Source organism: Streptomyces sp. NPDC090741 (assembly GCF_044769045.1).
GTDB lineage: Bacteria > Actinomycetota > Actinomycetes > Streptomycetales > Streptomycetaceae > Streptomyces.
On sequence record NZ_JBIVXF010000010.1, the window covers coordinates 230,439 to 241,901 of the forward strand.

The window sequence follows — 11,463 nt, forward strand, 5'->3', positions numbered from 1 at the left end:
TCCTCAGCCTTCGGGGCGCAGCAGGCCGCGCTCGTACGCCTTCAGCAGCCGCTGCGGCACGAGGTAGACGGAGCCGTCCACCGTGAAGGGCACCAGCGTCGGGGTGGTCGCCTTCCACTGGGCACGGCGGTGGCGGGTGTTGCTGCGGGACATCTTCCGCTTGGGAACGGCCATGGCGAATCTCCTCGGTAGGCGAACGATCGCCGACGCTATATGAAAATGGATTCCATTGCCAAATTAGGTGGTGAGCAGGATGCGCAGGCCTTCCCCGGTGACCTGCTCGACGGGGCGGGGCGGGATCCAGCACCGGGCTCTGCCGTTCATGGGCGGCGCGGTCACGGTCGTCTGGACGGGCGGTTGGCCGGGAGCGGCGCAGGTTGGTTGTCGGATGATGACGGCGGTGTCGTCGCTCCGTCCGGTGAGGCCCGCCCAGCGCCCGACGACGTCCGTGTTCACCGGCGATGCGCTGCCGTGTCCTGCGTGTATCGCTGGTGGAGCGCGTCGGATGTGCGTCTTGCGTCGCCGCCTCCCGCGTCTCGCCCATCGCGGACTCCTGGTTGACCGATGGCTTGCGGATGTCTCATTCTAAATGAATATGGTTTTCATTTCGATGAGACTCAGGCTCGTGCAGTCCGCGAGCACGTATCTGGAGGACCCATGCATCACCCCAAGCCCCGTGCCGTCCGGCTCGCCGCCGCTGTCATCGCTCTCGCCTCCGTCACCGCCTGTGGCTCCACATCCGCGGCCGACAGTGGCGCCTCCGACAAGGGCGGCAAGCTGAAGGTGGTGGCCACCACCACGCAGGTCGCCGACTTCGTCCGGGTCATCGGCGGCGACCGGGTCGTGGTCACCCAGCTGGTGAAGTCAAACGCCTCGCCGCACGAGTACGAGCCCACGCCCGACGTGATCCAGGCGATAGGCCAGGCCCAGCTGCTGGTCAAGAACGGCGTCGGCCTCGAGGACGACTGGCTCGGCAAGACGGTCCAGACCTCCGGCTTCCGCGGGCAGACCGTCGACACCAGCGCGGACGTTAAGCTCCGGCAAGGCGAGGGCGAGGAGACCGGCAAGCCGGTGGACGACCCGCACATCTGGCACAACCCGGAGAATGCCAACATCATGTGCGCGGCCGTCGAGAAGGCCCTGGCCGGGGCCGACCCCGCGCACAAGTCCGGCTACGAGCAGCGCTTCACGGAGTACGCGGCAAAACTCGACACCCTCGACAAGGACATCGAGCGCCAGATCAACTCCCTTCCGGAGGACGGCCGCAAGCTCGTCACCAACCACGACGCCTTCGGCTACTACGTCGACCGCTACCACCTCACCTTCGTCGGCTCGGTCATCCCCGACTTCAGCGACCAGGCGGAACTGTCCGGCTCACAGCTGGACAGCCTGGTGAAGAAGATCAAGGACGAGAAGGTGAAGGCAGTCTTCGGCGAGTCCTCACTGCCGCCCAAGACGGCGAAGACCATCGCCGACGAGGCCGGGGTGAAGGTCGTCGCCGGAGGCGGATCGCTGTACGGGGACTCCCTCGGGCCCGAGGGCTCGGCAGGCGACACCTACCTCAAGAGCGAGGAATTCAACACCAAGACGATCGTGGGCGCCCTGAAATGAGCGCCGTCGCCCTGCCCTCACCGCGTACGGAAGCCGGTTCCGGCCCGCTGCCAGCGATCGAATTCGACCACGCCTGCCTGTGCTACGGCACCACGACCGTCCTCGATGGCGTGCATGGCACGGTCCTCCCCGGCCAGGCCGTCGCCCTCGTCGGTCCCAATGGCGCCGGCAAGTCCACTCTCATCAAGTCCGCGCTCGGCCTGGTGCGGGTGGCCTCCGGGGCGGTCTCCGTATACGGGCAGCGCCCAGCAGCGGCCCGTTCCCGTACCGCCTACGTCCCCCAAGCCGACACCCTCGACCCCGAATTCCCGGTCACCGCAGGCCAGGTGGTGCTCATGGGCCGCTGCCGGGCCGTCGGCTGGCTGCGTAGACCAGGGCGGAAGGACCGGCAGATCGCCGCCGACGCGCTGGAGCTCGTAGGCCTCGCCGACCGGGCCGCGGACCGCTTCGGCACCCTCTCGGGCGGGCAGCGCCAGCGCGTCCTGCTGGCCCGCGCCATCGCCCAGCAGGCCGATGTGCTGCTGCTGGACGAGCCGTTCAACGGCGTGGACGCGGTCAGCCGGGACGCCCTGTTGGGCGCACTGCGCGAGGTGCTCGCCGGCGGCGCCGCAGTCCTGGTCTCCACCCACGACCTGACGATCGCTCGCGCACTCTGCGAGCAGGTGTGCCTGCTCAACGGGCGGCAGTTCGCCTTCGGCCCGCTGGAGCAGACCCTCACCGCGGACAACCTGAGGTGCTGCTACGGGTCGCACGTCCTCGAAGTGGACGGCTCCGCGATCGTGGCCGGGGTGTGAGCGGCGTCGGGACTCTCTTGGTGGAGCCGTTCGACGTGCCGTACATGGCGCGGGCACTGACCGAGCTGGTGATCCTCGGCGTACTGGGGGGCGTGGTGGGCGTGTTCGTCCTCCTGCGCCGCCTGGCCTACGTCGCCGACGCGCTCACCCACACCGTCTTCCCCGGCGTCGTCGTGGGCTTCGCCGCAGGCGCTGCGGACGGAGTCTTCTGGGGCGCGCTCGCCGCCGGGCTGGGCACCGCCGCACTCCTGACGCTGCTCTCACCGAACTTCGTGGTGTCGGGCATCGTCGCCGGGATCAGAGGAGTCCACACCGGGCCGGGGGCGACGGCTGGCGAGCATCTGTGCCAGGCCGTGGGTGAAGGAGATGATCGCCGACTTCGTCATCGCGTAGTCCAGCAGGTGGGGGCTCGGCTGGTAGCCCTGGACAGAAGCGGTGTTGATGACCGACCCGCCGTGCGGCATGTGCCCCAGTGCCCGGCGAGTGAGCCAGAACATCCCGTACAGGTTGGTCTTCATCACCCGGTCGAACTGCTCCGTGGTGATCGCCTCGATCCCGGCTGGCTGGGATATCTGGTAGGCGGCATTGTTGACCAGGATGTCGACGCGCCCCAGGCTCTGCGCCCGCAGTGGCCCCAGCGGATCGAAGTCCTGCGGGAACGGTTGGATGATCAGCCTTCGCCGCTGGCTTCTTCGACTTCGTCTTTGAGGTTCCCCCGGACTCTGCTGCGCAATTCGCTGCAGAGGTAAGGCCGGGTCGGCGATGATCGTTGGCGGGGTCGCTTTCCTGTCGTGCGGCCGTGGAGGCGGTACCGATGTCGATGCGGCCGGTGGGGTTGCCGGAGATCCCGGAGCAGACGGTAGTGGTGGCCCGGGCGGCGTTCCCGAAGGGGAGTCTGGCGATACGGGTGCGGGACCGGTTGGCGGAGGTCTTCGTCGATGAGCCGTTTGTGGGGGCGTTCGGGGTGCGGGGTGCTCCGGGCCTGTCACCTGGAGTGTTGTCGCTGGTGACGGTGTTGCAGTTCGCGGAGGGCCTGACGGATCGGCAGGCCGCGGCGATGGCGGTGCGGGCCATCGACTGGAAGTACGCCCCGGGGGCGGAGCTGACGGACACTGGTTTCGATGCCAGCGTGCTGTGCCGGCTCCGGGCCCGGCGAGGACAACGCTATGGAGCGGGTGGTCTTCGACCGGCTCCTTGAGCACTGCAAGGAGGCCGGCCCGCGGGCGCGGGGCGGGCGTTTCCGCACCCGCGGGATGGGCAGGCGGGCAGGTATGGATCAGTCGAGGACGCCCGTTCTGCACGCGCTGGCCGCCTACCACGAGTCCGGTCAGACGCCGTTCACTCCGCCTGGACACAAGCAGGGACGTGGGGTCGATCCCCGGGTGCGCGCCGTGCTGGGCGACGCCGTGTTCCATTCGGACGTCCTGGCCACCAGTGGTCTGGACGACCGTACCTCTTCCGAGGGGGTCGTTGAGGAGGCGCAGGCGCTCATGGCCGAGGCCGTCGGCGCCGCGCACGCCTTCTTCTCCACCTGCGGCAGTTCACTGTCCGTGAAGACCGCCATGCTCTCGGTGGCCGGCCCGCATGAGGAGCTGGTGGTGGGACGAGACGCCCACAAGTCGGTGGTCTCGCGAAGGACCAGCCGCTCGACGACTTCGATCGTCCCTTGTGCAAGCGCGGAAGGGCGGACGCACCCCGGACGGGCCGCTGGCTCGCGGAATCCGGTTTCGAGCCCGACCTGGAGCTGTACTCGCCGGCCCGCAGGACGCGGCAGACCTGGCAGCTCGCGGTCCCCGCGCTGAAGGACTCACTCCCCGTCGTTTACGACGAGCGGCTCTACAACGCGGCGCCGAGCATGCTGGCCACCGTACTGGCGGAGCGGGGACCGCACCTCTGCTCCCTGGTCCTGGCCGGACACAACCAGGGTCTGCACGAGCTGGCCGTCGGCCTGCGGGAGCGGCCCTCCGGACCTGCTGGAGCGGGTGAGGGCGGGTTTGCCGACCTCGGGCGTGGTGGTGATGGATGTGCTCGGCGGCTGGGAGCGGCTGTTCCCGGGCAGCGGGACCGTAGCTGCCTTCTGGTCACCGGCCGACTGACGGCGCCGGTCGGCTGCGTCCGGCCACCGGGAACCCCCTGCTGTGGCATAGCCTGCCCTACCTCGTAGCGGCGGTCTCGTTGTCCAGCAGGTCCAGCAGCAGTGCCCGGTGGAGGGCGGCGACCGGTTCGAGCAGGTCGGGATGGCGCAGCAGGGGCGCGGCGTCGTGTTCGTGGTCGCCGGGTCGGGTGAGACGGGCAACGTCACCGGCACCGGCCTGGCCGCGATCGACGAGGGGGTGGGCGTCGACGGCGAGGGTGGGGGCGGCGAGGAGGCAGGCGGCCCAGCTGACGACGGTTTCGTCCACCCATGTCCGCCAGTCGGCGTCGGCGTCGTCGCCGTGATCGGCGCCGGTCAGCCAGTCCAGCCGGGCGCTTCCGCCCGGGCCGAGGAGATGCAGAAGCTCTGCGTCGAGCGGCGTCGGGTACCGCAGGGCCGCGGCCAGGGTGACGGCCTGGCGGGCCTGGGCCTCGGCCAGGGCCTGGCTGAACGCTCCCGGGGAGGGCGGGAAGGCGGTCAGCAGCCAGCGGGAGCCGGCGGCTATGACAGGTGCGAGATCGGCAGACACGGCGGCTTCCTCGGGGGAGTGCTCGCCTGGGCCCGGCCGGGTCCGCGAGCTGCGGCGCGAAGCTGCGCCGCTCCGCTCGTGGCCGACCAGCGTAGCCGCAAGCGGCGGGCCTGCGGCATGACGCACGTCACCCTCCGTCCGGGGCGGCGGGCCCGGACGCGTACCTGCGGCCCGCCGTCCCGGACCGGAGGTCAGGACTTGCCGCGGCCGGTCACGAAGTCGCGTGCCCGGTCCACCAGGCCGGCGCCCGGTGCGAGGAGTTTGCTGGCCGTGGGGCTGCTCGGTGCGGCGGGGTGCGGGCGGGTGGGCGCCATGGCCTTGGCGCGGCGGATCTTGTCACCGAGATCGTCCAGCTGCTGCGGGGTGCAGGCTCTCCGCAGCATCGGGAAGAGGTTGCTCTCCTCGTCCTGGACGTGGGCGGCGACCTCGTCCATGAGCTGCTGCAGGAGCGGGCTCATGTGCGCGTCGTCGGTGCTCATCTTCTCCAGCCGCTTGAGCATCTTCTCGACGCGGCCGTGGTCCTCGATCTCCTTGTCCGCCATCGGCCCGCCGCCCTCGACGTGCTCGCGTACGGCCGGGTAGAGGTACTGCTCCTCGGCGACCGAGTGCCGCACCAGCTCGATGGTGATCTCGTCGATGAGATCGCGGAGCTCCTGCCCGGTGCCGGTCATGGCCTGGATCCGGGCGAACATCCCCTCCACCTCGCGGTGGTCGGCCATCAGCTCGTCGATCACGTTCCCGCCGTGTCCCATGTCGCCTCCATGTGTGTTCGGGGCGCGCCTGTCCGGCCCGATCCGATCGGTTCCCCGCCGGACGTGCGGGCGCCCGCACATACGGGGCGTCTCACCCGCTCGGGGGAGGCAGCCACCTGCGGAAGGTGGATGGTTCACCGCACGCGGCTTCTGCTGGTCAGCAGCCGACCGCGTGGCCACGTCGTGATCAGCCGGTCCGCGCCCAGGCCGATACGGGCCGCACGTGCGTATCCGGTGCTCTGCCAGTGCAGCTGTTCGGGGGCGTGGGCGTCGGTGTTCACGGCGAACCGGCAGCCCGCGGCGGCGGCCTGGACGAGCAGTTCGTCCGGGGGGTCGCGCCGTTCGGGCCGGCAGTTGATCTCCACCGCGGTACCGGCCTCCGCGCACGCGGCGAACACGGCCTCGGCGTCGAAGCGGGACTGCGGGCGCCCCCGACCGGTGATGATCCGTCCCGTGCAGTGCCCCAGGACGTCGACGTGCGGGTTGCGCACCGCGGTCACCAGGCGGGCGGTCATCGGTTCGGGCTCCGAGCGGAGCTTGGAGTGCACGGATGCCACGACGATGTCGAGCCGTCCGAGGAGGTCTTCGTCCTGGTCGAGCGAGCCGTCGTCGAGGATGTCGCACTCGATGCCGGTGAGCAGCCGGAAATCGGGACCCGTCCTGGAGTTCACGGCGGCCACGGCTTCCAGCTGGCTCCTGAGCCGGTCCGGGCTCAGCCCGTGGGCGATCGTCAGCCGCGGCGAGTGGTCGGTGAGAACGGCCCATTGGCGGCCCAGGGTGCGGGCCGCGTCGGCCATGTCCTCGAGCGGGCTGCCGCCGTCCGACCAGTCGGAGTGCAGGTGACAGTCCCCGGTACTCGCGGCCGCGAGGTCCCAGCCGGCTCCGGCGGCCGGGTCGGTTTCGGCCTGCAAGCGGGCGAGGTAGCCCGGTACCGCTCCCGTCGATGCCTGGGCGATCACCTCGGCGGTGACCGGGCCCACCCCGTGCAGATGTGTGGCCTGGGCGGCGTCCACCGGGCCCGGTGGCAGGTCGCGGACAGCGTCGGCCGCAGTGTGGAAGGCCCGCACGCGGTACGGGGACGCCCCGCGCCACTCGAGGAGGAAGGCGATCCGACGCAGGGCTTCGTCCGGGGTCACGGCAGCGGGGTTCCGCCGGTCGCGTTCACGATCTCGCCGGTGATGTAGGAGGCCCGGTCGAAGGCGAGGAAGACGTACGCGGGAGCCATTTCCGCCGGCTGTGCGGGCCGGCCCAGCGGTGACTGCTCGCCGAACTTCGTCGGGTCGGGCATCGTCGCGGGGATCAAGGGGGTCCAGACCGGCCCGGGGGCGACGGCGTTGACCCTGATTCCCCGCTCGGCCAGCATCTGGGCCAGGCTGTGGGTGAAGGAGATGATCGCGGACTTGGTCATGGCGTAGTCGAGGAGGTGCGGGCTGGGCTGATAGCCCTGCACCGAGGCGGTGTTGATCACCGAGCCGCCGCGCGGCATGTGGGCCAGCGCGGCCTTGGTGAGCCAGAACATCCCGTACAGGTTGGTCTTCATCACCTGGTCGAACTGCTCGGTGGTGATCGCCTCGATCCCGTCCGGCTGGGCCATCTGATAGGCGGCGTTGTTGACGAGCAGGTCGATGCCGCCCAGCTCGCCCACTGCCTTGTCGACGAGAGCGGTGCACTCGCCTTCGTGCCGGATGTCGCAGGCTACGGCTACCGCTGTGCGGCCGGCCTCGCGGATCAGGCGGGCGGTCTCATCGGCCTCCTCTGCTTCCTCGGACAGATGGGTGAAGACGACGTCGGCGCCTTCCCGTGCGAAGGCAAGGCAGACGGCCCGGCCGATCCCGGAGTCCCCTCCGGTGACCAGCGCCTTGCGGCCGTGCAGCAGGCCGTGGCCCTGGTAGGTGTCCTCGCCGTGGTCGGGGCGGGGATCCATCGCCTCCGTCGAGCCGGGATGGCTCTGGTCCTGCTCGGGAAGCGGGGGGCGGGCGTGGAGCGACACCGGATCGGTGAGGCGGGGCTGGTCGTGGGAGGGCATCGCGGTCTCCTTCCGGCCGTGGTCGGGGCGGGGTTCAGGTAGAGGGCGGGTAGGGGGCGGCCTTGAGGCGGCGCGTGAGGTGCGCGGTGTTCGCGGCCAGGGTCTTGATGGTGGCGGCGGTCTTCCCGGGCGTCTTGTCGAGGTCCTGGTAGTCGGTGCCCTGCATGGCTTCGCCGACCCAGTAGGTGACGGCGTTCGGGGCGAGGGAGAAGCCGACGTCGTTCAGGCCCTGGAAGAGTTCGGCACTGACGTGGTGGGCGCCGTCCTCGTTGCCGACCACACACACCGCGGCGGCCTTGCCGTAGGTGAACATGCGGCCCTCGCTGTCGCTTTCGCCGAGTTCGGCGTCGAGCCGTTCCAGGACGCGCTGCGCAATGCTGGAGGGGTGGCCGAGCCAGATCGGCGTGGACAGGATCAGGATGTCGCAGCCCAGGATCGTGTCGCGGATCTCCGGCCAGGCGTCACCTTCCCCCATGTCGACCTCGACGCCCGGCTTGACGTCGTGGTCGGCGATACGGATCACCTTCCCGGTGACGCCGTGATCGGCCAGGGCGGCCATGGTCTGTTCGGCCAGCAACTGCGAGCTGGACCGCTTGGGCGAGGGCGAGAGCGTGCAGACCAGCGCGACGGCGCGCAGCGGCGTGCTTTCGGTAGTGGTGTCCATGTGGTCCGGCTACCCGGATCGTCACCGCGTATCCCGTCCTCCGTGTGGCGAGACCGGTCTGCCCGGGGCTGGGGGTGCGCCCCGGCCACGCCTACCGGTCGGCGGACCCGGGCTCGGCTGTCCGGCGGTGTCCTTCCGCTTTGAGGCTGTCGGGCAGGACCTTGTTGGCAATGCCCTGCGCCCTGGTCTTCAGCGATCCGGCGACGACCTTGTCCTTGCCCGCGAAGAGGGCATCGAGGCCCTGCTCGGCCACCTGGGCGGGATCGTCCTTCTCGCCCTGGCCGACCTTGGTGTCGCCCATGTCGGCGCGGCGGAAGAAGTCGGTGTCGGTGGGGCCGGGCATCAGGGCGGTCACGGTCAGGGGCGTGTCCTTGAGCTTGTTCTGCAGCGCCTGGGAGAAGGACTGCAGGAATGACTTCGAGGCGTTGTACACGGCCTGGAACGAGCCCGGCATGGTGGAGGCGATGGAGGAGGTGATCAGCATCCGCCCCTCGCCCGCCGCGGCCATCGACCGCAGCAGCCGCTTGGCCACGTGCACGGTGGAGCGTACGTTCAGGTCGATGATCTCGAACTCGTCCTCCAGGTCCGTGTCGAGGAACGCTCCTCTTTCCCCCACACCGGCGTTGAGCGCGGCCACGGCCACCGGACGTCCGTCGGAGGCCACCGCCCCTACGAAACGCTCCGCCTCCTCGTAGCTGCGCAGGTCCGCCCGGACCGGCTGCACACTCGCTCCGGTCCGCCGCCTGATCTCCTCAGCCGCCGAACGGAGGCGCTCCTCGTCGGCGGAGTTCATGATCAGATCGAACTCCCGTTCGGCAAGCTGTCGGGCGAGCTCGAATCCGATGCCGCTGGAGGCTCCGGTCACTACCGCAAGTTCTCGGTTCTGGGTCATGTTCCGCGTCTACCCGTGCCGGGCAGACCATGCCACGGCAGTACGCGGCGTGGCCTGCGCGCCAGATATGGGCCGAGGCGGGAAACTGTCCGCACGGCCACCTCGTCTTCTGTTCTGGATGAAGGACCCGCCATGCTGCTGACTCACACCCTCGATGGAGGCGTGCTCGTCGTCCGGCTCGCCCCTGCCCTGGCCGTACGCCACCGCGCGGCCGTGACGCTGGCCGTGGAGGAACTCCTGCGGGCTCATCGGCCGGCCCATCTCGTCGTGGCCACCGAGGGAGTGTGGACACCGGCTGTCTTCAGTGCGGTTCTGCGGGCCCATCGAACAGCGCAGGAGCACTGTGTCGGCTTCTCGGTGGTGACGACTTCACCGACTGCTGTTGACCAGCTGGCCGCCAATACCTCCGGACCTGTCCGGGTCTACCCTTCACTGGCTCAGGCATTGGGTGAGGCACAAGCCCAGCCGACCGCGCCGACGGGATCCGGGCCACGGCCGTGAGCGGCGGTCGCGTTCCTGGCAGCCGTCCGTCGGGCCGCGTGGCGGAAGGCGGCGATACGAGTCGCACAGCACTCATCGTGATCGACATGCTCAACGCCTACGAGCACGAGGACGCCGAGGTGCTGGTGCGGTCCGTTCGCGAAGTCCTTCCGGGCGTCGGCGCGTTGCTCCGGCGGGCGAGGGACGCCGGTGCCCCGGTCGTGTACGTGAACGACAACTTCGGCCGCTGGCGCTCCCACCACGGCGAGATCCTCGAAGCCGCGCTGGCCGGCCCTCACTCCGACCTGGTGGAGCCGATCGCACCGGACGAGGAATCCCTGTTCGTCGTCAAGGCGCGGCACTCGGTCTTCTACGAAACGCCCCTGGCCTACCTGCTGGGCCAGCTCGACGCGCAGCGGGTGGTGCTGTGCGGGCAGGTGACCGAGCAATGCGTGCTGTACTCGGCCCTCGACGCCCACATCCGGCACCTCGAAGTCGTCGTGGCCCTCGACGCCGTCGCCCACATTGACGCCGGTCTCGCCGAAGCGGCCCTGCGCATGATGGAACGCAACATGTCGGCGGAACTCCGCCCGAGCGGCGAGATCACCTTCGAGGGCGCCCCTTCAGACTGACGGCGGCGCGGGGGGCGTCGGCCGGTCCGGGCCACCGGCTCGTTCGACAAGGGTGAGAGCGGCCGCGGAACGCGCGCGATCCGGCGAAAGCAAGACCTCAAGCCGCAGCTCGACCCAGGGCAAATCAGCCCCCCAGCGGGGCGGCCAGAAGTCCAGTGGCGGCGGCTCGTCTGAGCGGACCAAGGACGATCTCTACCAAGAGGCGAAGAAGCGCGGCATCGAGGGCCGCTCGACCATGACCAAGCAACAACTGAAGAACGCCCTGGGCCACTGACTCCGGCCGCCGCGCACTCCCACTGAGCCAGGAGAGCGCCCAGCGCCCGGTCCGGGCTCGTTCCGCGCGCTGGGCGGCACGTGGCCACGTCTCGGGTGGCGCTGTTCTGCGCCGCCGCCTCAGCGCAGCCGCAGCCGATTGGAGTGCCTCCGGTAACTACTTGGCTGGACGCTGTACACGCCCACACGCCCACACGCCCACACGCCCACACGCCCACACGCCCACACGCCCACACGCCCACACGCCCACAGGGCATCGGGAGTTGACGCGGCGCCCGCCCTCGGCGTCCGGCGGATACACGACCACCCGCAGGTCAGGGCTCATCCCGCCACCCTGCCGGTACCCGCTCACTCCAGCATTTCGAGGGCGGCGTCGGGCCGGCAGTGTGGGCAGGGGGCCACCTCTTTCCGGGCTTCCCAGCAGTCTCCTGCGTGGACGCGGGCCGGCATCCGGCCGGCTCCGATGCCGGGCTCGGTCAGCCACGCCGGGCGGATCGGGAAGCGGCCGCCGGTGCGCGGCGAGGGCCTCGGCCTCCTCGGCGGCGATCAGCGCTTGTTCGGCCCGGCCGAGCTCGCCGCGCAGGCAGGTGACCAGCGCCGGGGGGGGGGGGGGGGGGGGGGGGGTGTGGGGGGGGGGGGCGGCCGGGACGGGCTGTGCGGCCCGAGGCGCCCCCCG

Annotated in this window: 15 protein-coding genes and 4 pseudogenes; 9 read left to right on the forward strand and 10 right to left on the reverse strand. The window is 70.3% G+C overall.

Annotation, left to right across the window (positions count from 1 at the left end; genetic code table 11):
* Positions 1-3: 3 nt before the first annotated feature.
* Both rpmF and ACIQU4_RS26790 read right to left on the reverse strand, forming a co-directional pair.
* Positions 4-174 (reverse strand): 50S ribosomal protein L32, encoded by a 171-nt coding sequence (rpmF, locus tag ACIQU4_RS26785; RefSeq protein WP_362810919.1) that lies wholly within the window; start codon positions 172-174, stop codon positions 4-6.
* 63 nt (positions 175-237) lie between these two features.
* Positions 238-456: a hypothetical protein gene (locus ACIQU4_RS26790; protein WP_403735574.1), complete on the reverse strand. Its 219-nt coding sequence runs from the start codon at positions 454-456 to the stop codon at positions 238-240.
* 201 nt (positions 457-657) lie between these two features.
* On the opposite strand from ACIQU4_RS26790, the gene ACIQU4_RS26795 reads away from it, so the two are divergent.
* From ACIQU4_RS26795 to ACIQU4_RS26805, 3 genes and pseudogenes are all read left to right on the forward strand, one after another.
* On the forward strand, positions 658-1,611 hold the full coding sequence (locus ACIQU4_RS26795; protein ID WP_403735576.1) for a metal ABC transporter substrate-binding protein: 954 nt from the start codon (positions 658-660) through the stop codon (positions 1,609-1,611).
* Complete coding sequence (locus tag ACIQU4_RS26800; protein WP_403735578.1) at positions 1,608-2,405, forward strand: metal ABC transporter ATP-binding protein; 798 nt, start codon at positions 1,608-1,610, stop codon at positions 2,403-2,405. The genes ACIQU4_RS26795 and ACIQU4_RS26800 overlap by 4 nt, the downstream gene beginning before the upstream one ends.
* A 44-nt stretch (positions 2,406-2,449) precedes the next feature.
* Positions 2,450-2,608, forward strand: a pseudogene (locus ACIQU4_RS26805) (metal ABC transporter permease); the annotation flags it as partial.
* Here ACIQU4_RS26805 and ACIQU4_RS26810 read toward each other — a convergent pair.
* A pseudogene (locus ACIQU4_RS26810) lies at positions 2,533-3,016 on the reverse strand (SDR family NAD(P)-dependent oxidoreductase); the annotation flags it as partial. The pseudogenes ACIQU4_RS26805 and ACIQU4_RS26810 sit on opposite strands and share 76 nt — an antisense overlap.
* A gap of 203 nt (positions 3,017-3,219) precedes the next feature.
* Here ACIQU4_RS26810 and ACIQU4_RS26815 point away from each other — a divergent pair.
* From ACIQU4_RS26815 to ACIQU4_RS26825, 3 genes and pseudogenes are all read left to right on the forward strand, one after another.
* Positions 3,220-3,603 (forward strand): transposase, encoded by a 384-nt coding sequence (locus ACIQU4_RS26815; RefSeq protein WP_403735580.1) that lies wholly within the window; start codon positions 3,220-3,222, stop codon positions 3,601-3,603.
* Positions 3,604-3,676: 73 nt separating this feature from the next.
* Positions 3,677-4,036 (forward strand): annotated as a pseudogene (locus ACIQU4_RS26820) (ornithine decarboxylase); the annotation flags it as partial.
* 35 nt (positions 4,037-4,071) lie between these two features.
* On the forward strand, positions 4,072-4,569 hold the full coding sequence (locus ACIQU4_RS26825; RefSeq protein WP_403735583.1) for a SixA phosphatase family protein: 498 nt from the start codon (positions 4,072-4,074) through the stop codon (positions 4,567-4,569).
* On the opposite strand, the gene ACIQU4_RS26830 is transcribed toward ACIQU4_RS26825, so the two are convergent.
* The 6 genes from ACIQU4_RS26830 to ACIQU4_RS26855 form a co-directional block, all read right to left on the reverse strand.
* Entirely contained in the window at positions 4,559-5,068 is a 510-nt protein-coding gene (locus tag ACIQU4_RS26830) for a hypothetical protein (RefSeq protein WP_403735586.1), read from the reverse strand. The genes ACIQU4_RS26825 and ACIQU4_RS26830 overlap by 11 nt on opposite strands.
* Positions 5,069-5,259: 191 nt before the next feature.
* The gene (locus tag ACIQU4_RS26835; protein ID WP_403735589.1) at positions 5,260-5,820 is read right to left on the reverse strand and encodes a hemerythrin domain-containing protein; all 561 of its coding nucleotides are present in this window, start codon (positions 5,818-5,820) and stop codon (positions 5,260-5,262) included.
* Positions 5,821-5,954: 134 nt separating this feature from the next.
* On the reverse strand, positions 5,955-6,956 hold the full coding sequence (locus tag ACIQU4_RS26840) for a PHP domain-containing protein (RefSeq protein ID WP_403735592.1): 1,002 nt from the start codon (positions 6,954-6,956) through the stop codon (positions 5,955-5,957).
* Positions 6,953-7,846 (reverse strand): SDR family oxidoreductase, encoded by an 894-nt coding sequence (locus ACIQU4_RS26845; RefSeq protein WP_403735594.1) that lies wholly within the window; start codon positions 7,844-7,846, stop codon positions 6,953-6,955. Before ACIQU4_RS26845 ends, ACIQU4_RS26840 begins: the two co-directional genes overlap by 4 nt.
* A gap of 34 nt (positions 7,847-7,880) precedes the next feature.
* Positions 7,881-8,510, reverse strand: coding sequence for a flavodoxin family protein (locus tag ACIQU4_RS26850; RefSeq protein WP_403735597.1), 630 nt, complete (start codon positions 8,508-8,510; stop codon positions 7,881-7,883).
* A gap of 91 nt (positions 8,511-8,601) precedes the next feature.
* Positions 8,602-9,402: an SDR family NAD(P)-dependent oxidoreductase gene (locus ACIQU4_RS26855; RefSeq protein ID WP_403735600.1), complete on the reverse strand. Its 801-nt coding sequence runs from the start codon at positions 9,400-9,402 to the stop codon at positions 8,602-8,604.
* 132 nt (positions 9,403-9,534) lie between these two features.
* Between ACIQU4_RS26855 and ACIQU4_RS26860 the strand changes: the two genes are divergently transcribed.
* The 3 genes and pseudogenes from ACIQU4_RS26860 to ACIQU4_RS26870 all read left to right on the forward strand — a co-directional run.
* A complete protein-coding gene (locus ACIQU4_RS26860) occupies positions 9,535-9,903 on the forward strand; it encodes a hypothetical protein (RefSeq protein ID WP_403735603.1) in 369 nt (122 codons plus the stop codon).
* A 38-nt stretch (positions 9,904-9,941) separates the two neighbouring features.
* The gene (locus ACIQU4_RS26865) at positions 9,942-10,514 is read left to right on the forward strand and encodes a cysteine hydrolase family protein (RefSeq protein ID WP_403735606.1); all 573 of its coding nucleotides are present in this window, start codon (positions 9,942-9,944) and stop codon (positions 10,512-10,514) included.
* A gap of 67 nt (positions 10,515-10,581) precedes the next feature.
* Positions 10,582-10,788, forward strand: a pseudogene (locus tag ACIQU4_RS26870) (plasmid stabilization protein); the annotation flags it as partial.
* Between the two features lie 347 nt (positions 10,789-11,135).
* On the opposite strand, the gene ACIQU4_RS26875 reads toward ACIQU4_RS26870, so the two are convergent.
* Positions 11,136-11,237, reverse strand: coding sequence for a hypothetical protein (locus ACIQU4_RS26875; RefSeq protein ID WP_403735608.1), 102 nt, complete (start codon positions 11,235-11,237; stop codon positions 11,136-11,138).
* Between the last annotated feature and the right edge of the window lie 226 nt (positions 11,238-11,463).

Coding starts and splice junctions, on each gene's coding strand:
- rpmF (WP_362810919.1), bottom strand. CDS start 174: ATGGCCGTTCCCAAGCGGAAGATGTCCCGCAGCAACACCCGCCACCGC.
- ACIQU4_RS26795 (WP_403735576.1), top strand. CDS start 658: ATGCATCACCCCAAGCCCCGTGCCGTCCGGCTCGCCGCCGCTGTCATC.
- ACIQU4_RS26800 (WP_403735578.1), top strand. CDS start 1,608: ATGAGCGCCGTCGCCCTGCCCTCACCGCGTACGGAAGCCGGTTCCGGC.
- ACIQU4_RS26815 (WP_403735580.1), top strand. CDS start 3,220: ATGTCGATGCGGCCGGTGGGGTTGCCGGAGATCCCGGAGCAGACGGTA.
- ACIQU4_RS26835 (WP_403735589.1), bottom strand. CDS start 5,820: ATGGGACACGGCGGGAACGTGATCGACGAGCTGATGGCCGACCACCGC.
- ACIQU4_RS26845 (WP_403735594.1), bottom strand. CDS start 7,846: ATGCCCTCCCACGACCAGCCCCGCCTCACCGATCCGGTGTCGCTCCAC.
- ACIQU4_RS26850 (WP_403735597.1), bottom strand. CDS start 8,510: ATGGACACCACTACCGAAAGCACGCCGCTGCGCGCCGTCGCGCTGGTC.
- ACIQU4_RS26855 (WP_403735600.1), bottom strand. CDS start 9,402: ATGACCCAGAACCGAGAACTTGCGGTAGTGACCGGAGCCTCCAGCGGC.
- ACIQU4_RS26860 (WP_403735603.1), top strand. CDS start 9,535: ATGCTGCTGACTCACACCCTCGATGGAGGCGTGCTCGTCGTCCGGCTC.
- ACIQU4_RS26875 (WP_403735608.1), bottom strand. CDS start 11,237: ATGCCGGCCCGCGTCCACGCAGGAGACTGCTGGGAAGCCCGGAAAGAG.